At 66.6% G+C, this 15864-nt stretch carries 11 protein-coding genes; 3 read left to right on the top strand and 8 right to left on the bottom strand.

What is annotated here, in order from left to right; all coding sequences use genetic code 11:
- Positions 1-148: 148 nt before the first annotated feature.
- Positions 149-1237 (bottom strand): hypothetical protein, encoded by a 1089-nt coding sequence (locus ABQ137_RS09045; RefSeq protein WP_349782087.1) that lies wholly within the window; start codon positions 1235-1237, stop codon positions 149-151.
- Between the two features lie 197 nt (positions 1238-1434).
- On the opposite strand from ABQ137_RS09045, the gene ABQ137_RS09040 reads away from it, so the two are divergent.
- Positions 1435-2163: a hypothetical protein gene (locus tag ABQ137_RS09040; RefSeq protein WP_039514302.1), complete on the top strand. Its 729-nt coding sequence runs from the start codon at positions 1435-1437 to the stop codon at positions 2161-2163.
- 248 nt (positions 2164-2411) lie between these two features.
- On the opposite strand, the gene ABQ137_RS09035 is transcribed toward ABQ137_RS09040, so the two are convergent.
- The 3 genes from ABQ137_RS09035 to mtnA form a co-directional block, all read right to left on the bottom strand.
- Complete coding sequence (locus ABQ137_RS09035; RefSeq protein ID WP_349782085.1) at positions 2412-4889, bottom strand: membrane-bound PQQ-dependent dehydrogenase, glucose/quinate/shikimate family; 2478 nt, start codon at positions 4887-4889, stop codon at positions 2412-2414.
- Positions 4890-5083: 194 nt separating this feature from the next.
- Positions 5084-7795 carry a DNA gyrase subunit A gene (gene gyrA / locus ABQ137_RS09030; RefSeq protein WP_349782082.1) on the bottom strand — a complete coding sequence of 904 codons (2712 nt, stop codon included), beginning with the start codon at positions 7793-7795 and terminating at the stop codon, positions 5084-5086.
- Between the two features lie 209 nt (positions 7796-8004).
- A complete protein-coding gene (gene mtnA / locus ABQ137_RS09025; RefSeq protein WP_184380099.1) occupies positions 8005-9069 on the bottom strand; it encodes an S-methyl-5-thioribose-1-phosphate isomerase in 1065 nt (354 codons plus the stop codon).
- A 34-nt stretch (positions 9070-9103) separates the two neighbouring features.
- On the opposite strand from mtnA, the gene ABQ137_RS09020 reads away from it, so the two are divergent.
- A complete protein-coding gene (locus ABQ137_RS09020; protein WP_184380097.1) occupies positions 9104-9328 on the top strand; it encodes a hypothetical protein in 225 nt (74 codons plus the stop codon).
- 244 nt (positions 9329-9572) lie between these two features.
- On the opposite strand, the gene ABQ137_RS09015 is transcribed toward ABQ137_RS09020, so the two are convergent.
- From ABQ137_RS09015 to ligA, 3 genes are all read right to left on the bottom strand, one after another.
- The gene (locus ABQ137_RS09015) at positions 9573-10259 is read right to left on the bottom strand and encodes a DUF3011 domain-containing protein (protein ID WP_024939845.1); all 687 of its coding nucleotides are present in this window, start codon (positions 10257-10259) and stop codon (positions 9573-9575) included.
- A 156-nt stretch (positions 10260-10415) separates the two neighbouring features.
- Positions 10416-11378: an EF-P lysine aminoacylase EpmA gene (epmA, locus tag ABQ137_RS09010; protein WP_349782080.1), complete on the bottom strand. Its 963-nt coding sequence runs from the start codon at positions 11376-11378 to the stop codon at positions 10416-10418.
- Positions 11375-13876 (bottom strand): NAD-dependent DNA ligase LigA, encoded by a 2502-nt coding sequence (ligA, locus tag ABQ137_RS09005; RefSeq protein WP_349782078.1) that lies wholly within the window; start codon positions 13874-13876, stop codon positions 11375-11377. Before ligA ends, epmA begins: the two co-directional genes overlap by 4 nt.
- A 176-nt stretch (positions 13877-14052) precedes the next feature.
- Here ligA and ABQ137_RS09000 point away from each other — a divergent pair, with 176 nt between their 5' ends.
- Entirely contained in the window at positions 14053-15177 is a 1125-nt protein-coding gene (locus ABQ137_RS09000; protein ID WP_184380091.1) for a pyridoxal phosphate-dependent aminotransferase, read from the top strand.
- Positions 15178-15378: 201 nt separating this feature from the next.
- Here ABQ137_RS09000 and ABQ137_RS08995 read toward each other — a convergent pair whose 3' ends face one another.
- Positions 15379-15783: a hypothetical protein gene (locus ABQ137_RS08995; RefSeq protein WP_349782076.1), complete on the bottom strand. Its 405-nt coding sequence runs from the start codon at positions 15781-15783 to the stop codon at positions 15379-15381.
- Positions 15784-15864 lie beyond the last annotated feature (81 nt).

Here is a 15864-nt window from a genome sequence, read left to right as displayed (position 1 = left end):
TTCTCGGCCCCGGCTGTTTCGCCGACCGCGTGCACGCCACACGCGGTCGGCATGCAGCACGCGGAGATCACCGGTTGTGAGCGCACCATCCGCAGCAGGCGACGACGATCCGCTGCGTTCTTCCGGCGGCTTCCAGCTCCATTACGGTCTACTTGCAGGCCGATGCAGCAGCGGCCAGCAATGCGCTGTCATCGAGCACCGGTGCCGCCCCGCTTGCGGGATAGGCGGCTGCGATCGCCTTCGCCGCGCGATCGGCGTCCGCCTGGATATACCACTGCGACGACGGCGGCAGCGAACGCCCGCGCACCGCCTGCTCGAAGCGATACTGTCCCCAGTAGATCGCCAACGGCTCTTCCAGCGCATTGAGCGGGTTACGCAAGGTGGCCGCACCCGGACACAGCCGCACGAAGTTGGCAGCGAGCATGCGTTTGCGCGCCGATGGCTGCCCCGCAGACAGGTAGTGACTCAATTCATGCAACACGATCGGCGCCCAGTCCATCGAGGCCGTGCCGGTACGCGCATCATGCTGCGAATACAGCAGCATGGTGCGTCCGCGCACCTTGGCCTGGGTGGTGTCCGGCTCCGGCCACCAGACGAATCTTGCCTGGAACACCGCAGGCTCCGGCACTGCAAAGAACGCCCGCATCTGCGCTGCCAACCGCGAGACGGCGGGGTTGGACAGTTCTTCGCCCAGCTCGCGCGCCTGTTGCTCGAAACGCGGTGCAACGGCGACCAGGTGCCTGGCGCGCGGAATGAAGCGGGCAAAATACGCGCGCAACATCGCCTGGTCGTCTGCCGACTGCTCCGTAATGGCGGCGTCCGCTGAGGCCTCGAATCCCGCATTCCCGAGGAAATGCCGGGAGAAAGGATCCACCTCACGGGTGGTATCTGGCGCAAACACGCGGTCGAGCATCTCCAGATCGTCGTCCTTTGCCAGCCCCGAGGTGCGCCGACGGAAATCTGCGTAGGCCACAAGTGCTGCACGATCGGCCGGGTCCAGCCCGCCATGGGTTTCGAAATAGCTGCGATAGACGGGCGCCGTATAGCCCGGCAACCAGTCCGACAGGTTATCCAGCAGGTTGAACAGGTCCGTGGCCTCGCTGTAATCCACCTGCACGGGTGCCGATGACGGCATGGCCGGCGCGGCCTGCACGGTGGCACACATCACGACCCAGATCAGTCCGGCTGAGCGGACGCGCCGCAGCGTTGGCGGCCAGCGATCGATCCATCTGCGCATGCAAGGCTCCGGGCTGGCGGGTGCGCTGATTCGAGCATGCCGGGATACCGCCCGCCACGTGCCTTTGGTCAGGGGGCGCGACAGCTTCCGGCGTCGGGTTGCAAGCGAGGACATCGTTGCCCATCACATTCTCGGCGATTGCCCTCAAGTCCGCCGCGTGCAGGCCGACAAGGTATGCAACGTTTCGAGGACTCTCCATGGGCATCTTGATCTACCTGGTGCCTGCATTCGCGCTCTGGGCGCTGATTGCCACCGTGCTGGCGTTCGTGCGTGGCCGGCAGCTGCGCGCCGAATCCGGCCAGCTCGCCAGCACCCAGGACAGCCTTGCGCGCTACCAGGCCGCGCTCTCGCAGGCGAAGGCGCGTGCGGCCGCCAGCGTGCTGGAGCTGGAATCGCTGCAGCGCAGCTACACCGTCCTCAAGCAATCGCTGGAGCAGCAGGAACAGACGGCCGCCGAACAGGCGCCGGCTGCCGACAGCCAGGTGATTCCGATGGTGATGGTGCAGCGGCTGGATATCGCCAACGAGATCGGCACGTTGTTCGCGCACGTCGCACGGGTGGCACGCAGCCTGCGCCGCTACAGCGCCTACAGCCGCGGCCACACTGCGCCGGAACCGGCCACCGCCCGTTACGACCTGCACTGGCTGGCCGATTGCCTGCACAGCTTCGACCAGATCGGCTATGCCCTGTTGCGCGGCAACGTCGCGGCGCTGATCACCGCCTGCCAGGACCTGCTGTCGATGTACGACCACTATCTGAAGGACGGGTCCGGCTACAACAGCCGCGACACCTTCCAGCGCCTGAGCAGCGATGTGCCGCTGTCGGATGCCACCGATGCCATCCGCTCGATCATCGTCAAGGCGACGCTGGCGCAGGATGTGCGCGATGCGGTGATGGAGGATGCGGTTGCGGCTAATGTTGGGTGAGTCGGGAATCGGGAATCGGGAATCGGGAATCGGGAATCGGGAATCGGGAATCGGGAATCGTAAGAGCGTGGGTGCGGGGTTCTGTTGGGTCAACAGGTAGATGCATGCTGTTTGACCGCTTCCCGATGCAGCGAGTGCTGTGATGCGATTGCCCATAAAAAAAGCGCACCGCTTGCGGTGCGCTTTTTCGTTTCAGGCCTCGGGAATGGCCGGCTTGCCTTGGTTGGCGGGCTTGGTCCCTGCCTGCGTCATGGTGCCTGCTGCGGCAGCGCGTAGGCCACCACGGCATCGCCTGCGGGCGTTTCCATGAAGTGGTGGCCGCCGGCCATGATCACCAGATACTCGCGGCCGTTGTAGGCGTAGACCATCGGGTTGGCCTGGCCGCCGGCCGGCAGCTTGGCGTGCCACAGTTCCTTGCCGGTGGCCAGATCGATGGCGCGGATCAGGTCGTCGGTGGCTGCGGCAATGAAGATCAAGCCACTGGCCGTCACCACCGAACCGCCGTTGTTGGGCGTGCCGATCTCGATCGGCAGACCAGAGCGGATGCCGAACGGACCATTGCCGCGTGCGCTGCCGAACGGGCGGTCCCAAAGGGTCTTGCCGCTGGCCAGATCGATCGCACGGATGCCGCCATACGGCGGCTGCTTGCACAGCAGCTTGGTGAACGGCAGGCGCCAGCCGGCATTGACGTTGATCGCATACGGCGTACCGGCCTGCGGATCGCCTGCACCTTCCGCGCCACCGGCATCGCCGCGCGCTTCATCGCGCGGTGCCCAGCCCAGTTTGTCGGCCTTGGCGCGCGGCACCAGCAGGTTGTAGTTGGGCATGTCGTTGTAGTTGGCCACGATCACGCCGCGCTGCGGATCCACCGACACACTGCCCCAGTCCGAACCACCGTTGTAGCCGGGGTATTCGATCGAATGGCGGTCGGCTTCCGGCGGCGTGTAGATGCCCTTGTAGCTGGCCTTGCGGAACTGGATGCGGCAGACCAGCTGATCGATCGGCGTCATCCCCCACATGTCGCGCTCGGTCAGATCCGGCTTGCGCAGCGTGTGGTACAGCGAAAACGGCTGCGTCTTGGCACGCATCTGCGGCTCCACGCCACCGCCTGGCACTGCGCGTTCTTCCACGCCCACCAGCGGCTTGCCGGTACGCCGATCCAGCACGTACAACTCGCCCTGCTTGCTCGGCAACAACACTGCCGGCACGTTGACGCCGTTCTTGGGGAAGTCGATCAGGCTCGGCTGCGAGCCCAGGTCGTAATCCCACGCATCGATATGCGTGGTCTGGAAATTCCACACCGGCTTGCCGGTGGTGACATCCAGCGCCACCAGCGAGGTCGCATAGCGATTCTCCTGCGGCGTGCGCGAGCTGCTCCAGTAATCGGCGGTGGAGTTGCCCATCGGCAGATACACATAGCCCAGCTGTTCGTCGGCCGCGGCGGTGGTCCACATGTTCGGCGTGCCACGCGTCCAGGTCTGGCCCGGCGGCGGTGCGCCGTTCCAGTCCGGATGGGTCATGTCCCAGGCCCAGCGCAATTGGCCGGTCACCGCATCGAAACCTTCGATCACACCGGACGGCTCGTAACGCTTCTGCCCGTCCAGCACCTGATGGCCGGTGACCACCACCCCGCGCACGATGGCGGGCGGCGAATTGATCGACACATAGCCCGGCGGCGTCTGCCCCATGCCGACGGTGATGTCGACCTGGCCGTTGTTGCCGAAATCCGTGCACGGCTTGCCGCTACGCGCATCCAGCGCGATCAGGCGGCCATCCAGCGTGCCTTCGATGATGCGCGTGCGGCACAGCGGCGCCCCCTCCGCTGCCACTGCTGCGGCGGCGTGGTTGGCTGCCACCGGCACCTGGTAGTACGACACACCGCGGCAGGCGGCCGTATACGGAATCGCCTCGTCCTTGACCTTGGGATCGTAACGCCAACGCTCCTTGCCACTGGCGGCATCCAGCGCGATCACCTGATTGCGCGCAGTACACAGATACAGGCTGTCGCCCACCTTCAGCGGCGTGGTTTCCGCACCCCAGCGCTTGCTCGGCAGGTCGCCGGTGTGGAAGACCCAGGCCTGCTTCAATTGCGCAACGTTGTCGCGGTTGATCTGCTGCAACGGCGAATAGCGCTGCCCGGCCTGGCTGCGTCCATACGCGGCCCAGTCGTCGTCGGCAGGCGCATTGCCCGGCTGCGCGTCGGCGGCGGCCGGCGCTGCAGACGCGCTGTGCTTGACCAGGCCCGCGGCCATGCCGGCGGCGTGTGCCAGCGCGCCATCGGCCTCGGTCACCCCAAACGGCACGAAGGCGAGCGCGAAGGCCACCACGAACACCGCCGCCAGAACGCCGGCCACGCTGCGCGACACCGCACGCGACACCGGGCGCTCCAGCTTCGGCAGCAGCAGCGCCAGCACGAATGCCAAGCCGACGATCAAGCCCAGCCGCGGTACCCAACGCCAGTAGTCGCTGCCCGATTCCCACCACGTCCACGGCAACGTTGCCGCCACCACTGCGGCAAACCACCACGCGCCCGCATTGCGACCGCGAAACAGCAATACGCCGGCGATCAGCAAGGCCGCGCCCGCAGGCGCGTAATACCAGGAGCCGCCCAGCGCGGCCAGCCTCACGCCGCCTGCCAGCAGCACGGCGCCCAGCACTCCAATCACGCCTCCCAACGTCGCCAGCGCCCAGTGGCCGCGACGGGAAGGACGATGCAATGTCGTCATCAGTTGTTCCTCTTCGATCTGCGGCGACGCAACGCCGCCGCACCACCCCCAACCTTCGACCCGCCGCGGTGAAAAAACCGCGTTCTTTGCGAACGCCGTCGAAAAACACTGCGTTGCAGATGTCACCGCGTGCAATAAAAAACGCCGGCTGTGCGCCGGCGTTTTTCTTCAGCTGCGTTGCTCGCCTGCTGCGATCACGCTTCGGTCGGTGGCAGGTCGCCTGCACTTGCTGCCGGTGCAACCGCTGCATCGTCCAGCACGTCCTCGGCCTCATCCAGCGAGGCATCCAGGCGTTCGACCGCCTGCAGCTTTTCGCCCTTGGACAAGCGGATCAAGGTCACGCCCTGGGTATTGCGACCCACGCGCGAGATCTCCGAACCGCGGGTGCGCACCAGCGTACCGCCATCGGAAATCAGCAGCACTTCGTCGGTGGCGCCCAGCAGCACCGCACGCACCAACTTGCCGTTGCGCTCGGTGGTCTGGATGCCGATCACGCCCTGCGTGCCGCGGCCCTTGCGCGGGTACTCGGTCAGCGGGGTGCGCTTGCCGTAGCCGTTCTCGGTGGCGGTAAGGATGTAGGCCATGTCGTCGCTCTCGGCGACGTCGATCACCTCTGCCTCGACACCGTCCGTGCTCTCCACCACGTCTTCGACACCCTCGTCCTCGACATCGCCTTCGATGCCGCCGGCACGCTCGGCCACGATCAGGCTGACCACCTCTTCGCCCTTGGTCAGACGGATGCCGCGCACGCCGGTGGCGGTCCGGCCCATCGAACGCACGGTGGATTCGCCAAAGCGCACGGTCTTGCCGTTGGAGGCGAACAGCAACACGTCGCGATCGCCATCGGTCAAGGCCACACCGACCAGCGCATCGCCCTCATCGAGGTTGATCGCGATCTTGCCGCGTGCCAGGCGGAACGCGAATTCGCTCAGCGGGGTCTTCTTGACCGTGCCGTTGCGCGTGGCAAAGAACACATAGCGGTTGTCGGCGTATTCGCGCACCGGCAGCACCGCCTGCACACGCTCGCCGGGTTCCAGCGGAATCCAGTTGATGATCGGACGGCCACGCGCATTGGAGCCGGCCTCCGGCAACTGGTACACCGGCAGCCAGAACACCTTGCCGCTGCTGGTGAAGGTCAGCAGCGTGTCGTGCGTGTTGACCAGCCACAGCTGGTCAATGAAATCCTCTTCCTTGGTCGCCGCCGCAGACCGGCCGCGGCCACCACGGCGCTGCGCACGATACGCGCTGACCGGCTGGCGCTTGGCATAGCCGGCATGCGAGAGCGTCACCACCACGTCTTCCGGCGAAATCAGGTCCAGGATGTCCAGATCTTCTTCGCTGTGACGGATCTCGGTGCGGCGTTCGTCGCCGTACTCCTCGCGGATATTGATCAGCTCGTCGCGGATCACCTGCAGCAGCACGTCGGGGTTTTCCAGGATGCGGATCAGGCCCTGGATGACCTCAAGCAACTGCTTGTACTCGTCGGTCAGCTTTTCCTGCTCCAACCCGGTCAGGCGATGCAGGCGCATTTCCAGGATCTGCGAGGCCTGCACTTCACTGAGCTGATAGAAGCCGTTGGCCAGGCCCACGCCCGGCGCCAGATCTTCCGGCTTGGAGGCTTCGGCACCGGCGGCGCCCAGCAGCGCGCCGACCAGACCCGGTTCCCAGGTCTTGGCCAGCATGCGCTCGCGCGCTTCCTGCGGGTTGGCCGAGGTCTTGATCAGCTCGATCATCTCGTCGATGTTGGCCAACGCGACGGTCAGGCCTTCTAGCACGTGCGCACGCGCACGCGCCTTGCGCAGTTCAAAGATAGTGCGGCGGGTGACCACTTCGCGGCGGTGGCGGATGAACGCCTGCAGCATCTGCTTGAGGTTCATCAACTGCGGGCGGCCGTCGATCAGCGCCACCATGTTGATGCCGAACACCGACTCCATCTGGGTCTGCTGATACAGGTTGTTGAGCACAACCTCGGCCGACTCGCCGCGCTTGACCTCGATGTAGACGCGCATGCCGTCCTTGTCGGACTCGTCGCGCAGCTCGCTGATGCCTTCGAGCTTCTTTTCCTTGACCAGCTCGGCGATCTTCTCGATCAGCCGCGCCTTGTTCACCTGATACGGAATCTCGGTGACGATGATCGCTTCGCGGCCGTTGTCGGCCACTTCCACATCGGCCTTGGCGCGCATGCGCACGCGGCCACGGCCGGTGCGGTAACCGGCAGCGATGCCGGCGGTGCCGTTGATGATGCCGGCGGTGGGGAAATCCGGGCCGGGGATGTATTCCATCAGGCCTTCGACATCCAGCTCCGGCGTGTCGATCAAGGCGATGCAGGCGTTGATCGCCTCGGTCAGATTATGTGGCGGGATATTGGTGGCCATGCCCACCGCGATACCGGCCGAGCCGTTGACCAGCAGGCTCGGGAACCGGGTCGGCATGACCGTCGGTTCCTGTTCCTTTTCGTCGTAATTGGGTTGGAAATCGACGGTTTCCTTGTCGATGTCGGCCATCAGCTCATGCGCCAGCCGCGACATGCGCGACTCGGTGTAACGCATCGCCGCGGCGGAGTCGCCATCGACCGAACCGAAGTTACCCTGGCCGTCCACCATCATGTAGCGCAGCGAGAACGGCTGCGCCATGCGCACCAGGGTGTCATACACCGACTGGTCGCCGTGCGGGTGGTATTTACCGATGACGTCGCCGACGATACGCGCCGACTTGAAGTAGGCCTTGTTGCTGTGTGCGCCCAGCTCGTGCATGGCGTACAGGACGCGGCGGTGCACGGGTTTGAGGCCATCACGGGCATCGGGGAGTGCGCGGCCCACGATCACGCTCATCGCGTAATCGAGATAGCTCTTGCGCATCTCGTCTTCCAGATTGACCTGGATGATTTCCTTGGCGGTTTCTGCCATTCGGGTTCCGTAAGTGAGGTGGCGGGCGAGCCGGAAAGCCGCGTCGGGGGCGCCCTGACAACAGGCTGCCGACCCCACGCTCCCGCCGATCGATTCAAGCCCCGGATTGTATCACGAAGGGGCACCACGATGCCGCCGGTTTACCGGCCAGAAACAAGCACTTGCAGGATTTTGACGGGACGATGCGGCGATAGTGCGCCGCACTGGCCTCAGCCGCCGAACGCCGCCTGCATGCGCGCCAGGTCCGGCTGCGCGATCACCCCGCGTTCGGTGACGATCGCATCGATCAGGCTGCCGGGGGTGACATCGAACACCGGATTCCAGGCATTGATGCCATCGGCCACCGTGCGCACGCCGCCGACCCCGAACAATTCGCCCGGATCGCGCTGCTCGATCTCGATCTGATCGCCGCTGGCGGTGTCCATGTCCACCGTGGACGACGGTGCCACCACCATGAACTTGACGCCGTGGTGGCGCGCGGCGATCGCCAGCTGATAGGTGCCGATCTTGTTGGCGGTATCGCCGTTGGCGCAGATGCGGTCGGCGCCGACGATGACCCACTGCACCAGCCCGGACTTCATCAGATGCGCGGCGGCCGAATCGGCGATCAGGGTCGCGTCGATGCCATCCTGCTGCAGCTCCCACACGGTCAGGCGCGCGCCCTGCAACCACGGCCGGGTCTCGCCGGCAAACACCTTGGCGATGCGCTGCTGCGCCATGCCGGCACGGATCACGCCCAGCGCGGTGCCGAAACCGGCGGTGGCCAGCGAACCGGTATTGCAATGGGTCAACACGCCGCTGCCGGTCTCGATCAACGATGCACCCAGCGCGCCCATATGCCGGTTGGCCGCCAGGTCTTCGTCGGCGATGGCCTGCGCCTCGCGCGCGATCACCTCGCGCCAGTCGGCGCCGGCAGCGCCCAGCACGCGACGCATGCGCATCAGCGCCCAGGCCAGGTTGACCGCGGTCGGACGCGCGGCATTGAGCCGCAACAGCGCCGGTTCGAGCTTCTGCAGGGCCGCACTGCCGTCGTCGGCAGCGACGTCGCGCGCGGCCAGCACCACGCCCCACCCGGCCGCAATGCCGATCGCCGGCGCGCCGCGTACGGCCAGCGAATGGATCGCCTCGGCCACGGCGTCGCTGCTGTCGCAACGCACATGCTCGACCACGAAGGGCAGCTTGCGCTGGTCGAGCAGTTCCAGGGCATCGCCCGTCCACAGCAGCGGGCGGATATGGTCGTAGCGGGCGTAATCGATATGGGCGCTGTCGTTCATCCGGACATTGTAAGGCGCCCGGGCAGCCCAGTCAGTGGCCGCATCGCTCGGCCCGCCGGCGATGCCGCAAACCGAACTGGTCGAGTGCGCGGTGCCCGCACCGCGCCAGAACGTTGGCCGGCCGCTTCTTGGAAGCCCGTTGCGCAGCCTGCGCGAGGCGGATGAGAAGTTGGCAGGTGGCGTGTTGAACGCCTTTCAGTTGCCGGGCTTGCAATGGCAAGGCAAAGAGAAGCTGGCCGACGCACAGTGCTCCAACTAGCGCACGTCATGCCCAGCTTGCACCATGCACACCGACCATCCCGACGGGTCCTTGCCCGCCTACCGTCGCGGGACCTTACGCGGCATGGATGCCGCGTAAGAGCCTACAAGGACGTACTTGCAGCGTGTCCCGCGATGGTGGGCAGGCAAGGGCCCCGCGGCCAAGCCGCAGATCGCCCGCTCCACACGCGACGCATCCGCACCCCGTTAAATCACATCTCAGGACAACCGAAAGCTTGAGCGTCTCAGTCGACGATGAACTCGGCGCGGCAGCCGTCGTTGACCCACACGCCGTCGCGGCTCCAGCCCCAGGTCTGGCCTTCCACGCATTCCTTCTTGGAGATCTGCCGGCCTACCCGCACCTGGCGCTCCACCGAGATCCCGCAGGTGCGGCGTGCGCCCTTCTTCGATTCGCAGGTCACCATGCGAGGCATGGCCACGAACCCGGAACCGTCCTCGGCAGCGACCTCGAATTCGCCATCGCAGCCGCGCGAGACCCAGATTTCGTTACGGCGCGCACCCCAGCTGCGGCCTTCCTTGCACGGCCACACCGAGCGCTGGCGCAGCAGGCGCACAGGCGCACCACGCAGCACCACCGGGCATACCACCTTGCCGCCGTTGGAATCGCAGCGCACCACGCGGCGCATCTGCGGAGCGCTCAGCGCCCGTGCGGTCGCAAACTCTGCACGGCAGCCCTGTTCGACCCAGACGCCACCGCGTTCGATGTCCCACTCGCTGCCACGGATGCAACTGGTCTCGGACAGCTGGCGTACCAGCTGGACGCCGTGCTCGGTATCCATCGCACAATGCACGCGCGCCATGTCCTTGGACTCGCAGCGCACCACGCCGGCGGCGCGATCCGCTGCACGCGCATCGGCCAGCATCAGCAGCGGCAAGCACCACAAACCGCATAAGCTGATCAGCCACTTCATGCCGACAATCCTCACCCAAACACACTCTGCGCCGCGCCCCCGTGGACGCCACGATGAGAGCATCATCGATGTGAAGATAGCAATACGGTGGCGATGACAGCGGGATGGCAACCGGCGCGCGCCCGGTGCCGCGCAGACACTGGGTACCGCCGTGGGTCAGGCGCGGGCGAAGGCGAAGGCCAGCACATCGGCAATCTGCGTGGTGCCGCGCATGGCCATCAACAGCCGGTCCACACCGACCGCCACCCCCGCACAATCGGGCAGTTGCGACAACACCGCCAGCAGCCGCTCATCCACCGGCAGCTGCGGCAATCCGCGCGCCGCACGCACCGCGTTATCGCGCATGAAACGCGCCCGCTGCTCCTGCGCATCGTTGAGCTCGTGGTACCCGTTTGCGACCTCGTAGGCGCCCAGATACAGCTCGAAGCGCTCGGCCACCGGCGGCTCGTCGGGGCGGATGCGCGCCAACGCGCACTGGCTGGCAGGCCAGTCGTGCACCACGGTCAGCGTGTCGCTGGCAAAGCCCGGCTGGAGGCGATGGGTCATCAGCAGATCCAGCCAGTCGTCGCGGGTCAGGCCATCCGGATCGATGGCGATGTCGTGTAGCGGTGCGCGCAGCGTTTCGATCGGATCGTGCAACGGGTCGATGCCCAGCGCCTGCACGAACAGCGCGCGATAGCTCAGCACCTGCACCTGCGCCTGGCGCCCGACCAGCGCAAGCGCGCGGCGCACCAACTCAACGGTCTCCTGCGCCAGGGCGCGATCGTCCCAACCCAACCGGTACCACTCGAGCATGCTGAACTCGGGATTGTGGCGGCCGCCGGCCTCGCCATTGCGGAACACCCGACCCAGCTCGTAGCAATCGCCCACCCCGGCCGCCAGCAGCCGCTTGAGCGGATATTCCGGCGAGGTGCGCAACCAGCGCACCGGCGCGCCGGCATCGACATGGCCGCTGAAGCGCGTGCTGAAACTGTCGATATTCGGCTCGGTGTTGCCAGCCTCCGACAGCACCGGCGTCTCCACTTCCAGCACGTCGCGCTCGGCGAAGAAAGCGCGGATCAGCGCGTTGAGCCGCGCGCGCAACCGCAACGCGTCCAGATCGACCTGCATCGCGCTCATGGTTGCTGGCCGTGCTCGTCGAGGAAGGCCAGCAAGCGCACCTCGTCCCAGATCTCCACGCCCAGCGACTGCGCCTTGTCCAGCTTTGACCCGGCTTCTTCGCCGGCCACCAGAAACGCGGTTTTCTTGGAGACGCTGCCGGCGACCTTGGCGCCCAGCGCTTCCAGCCGTTGCTTGGCCGCATCGCGGGTGAGCGCGGCCAGGGTCCCGGTGATCACCACGGTCTGGCCGTCGAGCGGGCCGGTTTGCAGCGCGTCGGCGTCGGGCAGACGCGACAGCACCGTTTCCATCGCCTGCTGCGCAGCGCTTGCCAAGGCCGCATTTTCCGGCCGCTCCAGCCATTGCAGCAGCGACGCCACCACCGGCGCGGGAACGCCGGCCTGTAACAAGGCATCGGACCCGGCGCTGCGCAGCGCATCGAAGGAGGCCACCGCGGCAGCCAGCTGCTGCGCACGCACCGGCGTCACCTTGGGGATATCCATGTCCTGCAGCACGCTGGCAAAGCTCAGCGCCTCGCGCAGTTTAGGTGATGGCGGATGCGCATCGCCGATGCGCACGCCACGCTGCAGCAGGTCGTCGATGGCCTGCTGATTGCCGGGCTGGTCGAAGGAGTGCCCGAGCGAGCGCGCCACCTCGCCACCGATGTCGGGCACGCGCTTGAACAGCGGCCACGGCAGATGGCGGATCAGCTCCAGATCACCGAACCACGCCGACAAGGCCTTGGCGGTGCTCTCGCCGACATGCTCGATGCCGAGCGCAAACAGGAAACGCTCCAGCGTGGTATCGCGCGATTGCTCGATCGCCTCGATCAGGTTTTCCGCCCACTTGGTGGCGATCTTTTTGCGGTTCCAGTCGAACGCCGGCAGCCCGGCGCGCAACAGATCGGCCTGCCAGGTGTGCGGCGCCTCGCGCTCGCCGGCCAGGTCCACACCGATGCCGACCACGGTGTTCTCCAGCTGGCCGTACGCACCGCTGGCCAGGTGCTCGCGCGCCTCGCGCAGGAATGCGTGCGGGCTTTCGGCGGTGCTGATCATGCGCAATTGCAGCAGCTGGTCCACGTTGAGCAGATACAGATCGGCCACGCCCTGCACCACGCCGCTGTCGACCAGCACCTCGATGAATTTTTCGCCCAGGCCATCGACATCCATCGCGCGGCGCGAGACGAAATGCCGGAACGCTTCCTTGCGCTGCGCCGAGCAGGTCAGCTCGCCGGAGCAGCGCCACACCGCCTCGCCTTCCTCGCGCACGATCTCCGACCCGCAGACCGGGCAGTGCGTGGGCATCTGCCATGGCTGGGTGCCGGGCGGCCGTTGCTCGGCAACCACGCCGGCCACTTCGGGAATCACATCGCCGGCACGCCGCACGATCACCGTATCGCCCACGCGCACATCCAGCCGCGCGATCTGGTCGGCGTTGTGCAGCGTGGCGTTGGTGACGATGACCCCGGCCACATGCACCGGCTTGAGCCGCGCCACCGGCGTGGCCGCACCGGTACGGCCAATCTGGATCTCGATCGCCTCCACCGTGGTGGACTGCTCCTGCGCCGGGAACTTGTGCGCGATCGCCCAGCGCGGCGCGCGCGAGACAAAGCCCATCTCGCGCTGCCCGGCCAGATCGTCGAGTTTGTAGACCACGCCGTCGATATCGAAGGGCAAGCCGTCGCGCGCCTCACCGATGCGTTGGTAGTACGCCAACAGGCCGTCGCTACCCTGCACCACCTCGACCAGGGCGCTGACCGGGAAACCCCATGCGCGCAACTGCGCCAGGATCGCCGAATGCGTCTGCGGCAACGCACCTTCACTCACTTCGCCCACGCCATACGCAAAGAAACTCAGCGGGCGCTGCGCCGTGATGCGCGCATCCAACTGACGCAGCGAGCCTGCAGCGCCATTGCGCGGATTGGCCAGCACCTTGCCGCCCTGCAGGCGCATCTGCGCGTTGTAGGTCTCGAAGGCGGCGCGCGGCATGTACACCTCGCCGCGCACCTCCAGTACCTGCGGCCAGCCTTCACCACGCAGGCGCAGCGGAATCGCCTTGACGGTGCGCAGATTGGCGCTGACATCCTCACCGGTGGCGCCGTCGCCCCGCGTTGCGCCCTGCACGAACTCGCCGTTTTCGTAGCGCAGGCTGATCGCCAGGCCATCGAGCTTGGGCTCGGCCGAGAACAGCGGCTGCTTCACCTCCAGCCGCTCGCTGATCCGCCGTACGAACTCGGTCACTTCCTCGTCGCTGAAGGCATTGCCCAACGACAGCATCGGCAGGGCATGGCGCACTTCGGCAAAGCGCGACGCGGCCAGGTGGCCGACGCGCTGGGTCGGCGAATCGGCGCTGGCCAGCTCCGGGTGCGCCGCCTCCAGAGCCTCAAGTTCACGCATCAGGCGGTCGTAGTCGACGTCGGCCATCTGCGGCTCGTCGAGCACGTGATAGCGGTAGTTGGCGTCCTCGATACGATGACGCAGGGCGTCGATGCGCTGAGCGGGATCCGGGCTGACAGTCATACGATCGCTGGGCTGGCTCTGGGCCGCCCATTCTAACGGGCCGTGCCGGTGTGCAAGTGCTGCCCGACCGCCGACCAAACCGCGCGACAGCGAGCCCGGCAGCGATTTCCCGATAGGCAGACAGGCACAAACCCGCTAGCGTGGCGCCCTCTTTGCCTGCTCGCCTGGAGCTCACCGTGCCGTTGCCCGTTTCGCGCCGTTCGTTTCTCAGCCTTGCCAGCGTTGGCGTGGCGATCTCCGCACTGGGACTGGCACCCGCGGCCGAGGCAGCCCGCAAGCGTGCCGCTGCGCCGGCCAAGCCCGGTGTGGCGCCGGCAGCGGGCGCGGTGTTTCTCAATCTCAACGAGCATCCGCTCGGCCCCTCGCCCGCCGCACTGGACGCGGCAACGCGCTCGCTGGCACGTGCGGGCCGCTATCAGTTCGAGATGGAGCAGGACCTGCGCAACCTGATGACCGGCGAGCTGCAACTGCCCGGCGATCATCTGGCGTTCTTTCCCGGCTCCAGGGACGCACTGCTGCGTGCCGGCAGCCTGTTCACCTCGGCACGTGCCGGGCTGGTGGTGGCCGACCCGAGCTTCGACCCGATCATCGACAGCGCCACCGCCCGCGGCGTGCCGGTACGCAAGGTGCCGCTGCGGGCCGATGGCGCGCACGACGTCAAGGCGATGGCCAAGGCCGACCCGTCCGCCGGCCTGATCTACCTGTGCAACCCCGGCAACGCCAGCGGCGCCATCACCCCGCGCGCCGACATCGAGTGGCTGCTGGCCAACAAGCCGGCTAGCGCAGTGCTGGTGGTCGACGAGGCGTATATCCACTACAGCAACGAGCCGTCCATGGCGGACCTGGTGCGCCAGCGCCAGGACCTGATCGTGCTGCGCAGCTTCTCCAAGCTCTACGGCATGGCTGGCCTGCGCCTGGGCGCCGCGCTGGCGCCGCCGGGGCTGCAGACCAAGCTCGCCAGCCTGGGCAGCAACCCGTTGTCGGTACCGGCAATGGCCGCCGGCATCGCCAGCCTGCGCGACCCGCAGCTGGTGCAGACCCGCCGCGCGGAGAACGCCCGCGTGCGCGACGACACCATCGCCTGGCTCAAGAGCAAGGGCTACACCTGCCTGCCCACGCAGGCCAATTGCCTCCTGCTCGACGTCAAGCGCGACGCTGGCGTGTTCGCCGATTCGATGCAGAAACAGGGCGTCATCGTCGGCCGCAGCTGGCCGATCTGGCCCAAGCGCGTGCGCGTGAGCGTCGGCACCGAGGCGGAGATGCTGCGCTTTCGCGAGGCGTTTACCAAGGCCAAGCGCTGATCGCCAAGCACAGAATGGCCATCCCTTCTCCCCTCGGGAGAAGGTGCCCCGAAGCGGCGGATGAGGGTGCGCCTCGGAGATCTGCCATCACCTGTAATGACAAACGCGTCGCCACGCGCCGTCAGACCTGAATCACCGACTGCTCCACTGCTTCGCCTCCGTACCCTCACCCCTCTCTCGCCGGCGAGGGGCGTTGATTTCCTATCGCGCGGGAGTTGAAAGAGGCGCGGCAGCATTCGGACGCAGCACACGCCGGATCCACACGTAGCTGAGCGCAAACGTCAGCGCCATCGACACCGCAATCCACACCAGGAGCTGGCGCATCATCGGCGGGCCCTGAAAGATACGTGCGTAGTAGCTTGCATCCAACAGCGCGATCGCATGCGGCAGGAAGACAGTGACGATAGGCGTTGGCACTGGCGCAACCAGCAGCGTCACCGCAACAGCAAACCCGATCGAGCTCCATTGCGCGCGACCTGGACTTGTCGACGCGCCTTTGCGCAAACGCAGCGCAATGCGCGACGCCAGCCATAGCAGCGGTGCGGCCAGGATGGCCCACACCGCCAGCAACATCAGCATCGCCAGCGCGCCCTGCAAGCTCCACATCATTCACCTCACGCTAGAACGCGTCCTGCGGCAGGTCGCGACTCAGACTGCGTATGGATGACTCGCGGTCGGGATGGCTCA

It is taken from the genome of Xanthomonas sp. WHRI 8393 (genome assembly GCF_040203315.1).
In the GTDB taxonomy this organism is placed as follows: domain Bacteria; phylum Pseudomonadota; class Gammaproteobacteria; order Xanthomonadales; family Xanthomonadaceae; genus Xanthomonas; species Xanthomonas arboricola.
The sequence above is the reverse complement of the archived record's forward strand: the minus strand, read 5'-3'. Positions and strand labels throughout refer to the sequence as shown.

Excerpts from the sequence above, each read along its gene's own strand:
- ABQ137_RS08995 (WP_349782076.1), bottom strand. The coding sequence starts at position 15,783 with ATGTGGAGCTTGCAGGGCGCGCTGGCGATGCTGATGTTGCTGGCGGTG.
- epmA (WP_349782080.1), bottom strand. The coding sequence starts at position 11,378 with ATGAGCGCGATGCAGGTCGATCTGGACGCGTTGCGGTTGCGCGCGCGG.
- ligA (WP_349782078.1), bottom strand. The coding sequence starts at position 13,876 with ATGACTGTCAGCCCGGATCCCGCTCAGCGCATCGACGCCCTGCGTCAT.
- ABQ137_RS09045 (WP_349782087.1), bottom strand. The coding sequence starts at position 1,237 with ATGCGCAGATGGATCGATCGCTGGCCGCCAACGCTGCGGCGCGTCCGC.
- ABQ137_RS09035 (WP_349782085.1), bottom strand. The coding sequence starts at position 4,889 with ATGACGACATTGCATCGTCCTTCCCGTCGCGGCCACTGGGCGCTGGCG.
- gyrA (WP_349782082.1), bottom strand. The coding sequence starts at position 7,795 with ATGGCAGAAACCGCCAAGGAAATCATCCAGGTCAATCTGGAAGACGAG.
- ABQ137_RS09015 (WP_024939845.1), bottom strand. The coding sequence starts at position 10,259 with ATGAAGTGGCTGATCAGCTTATGCGGTTTGTGGTGCTTGCCGCTGCTG.
- mtnA (WP_184380099.1), bottom strand. The coding sequence starts at position 9,069 with ATGAACGACAGCGCCCATATCGATTACGCCCGCTACGACCATATCCGC.
- ABQ137_RS09040 (WP_039514302.1), top strand. The coding sequence starts at position 1,435 with ATGGGCATCTTGATCTACCTGGTGCCTGCATTCGCGCTCTGGGCGCTG.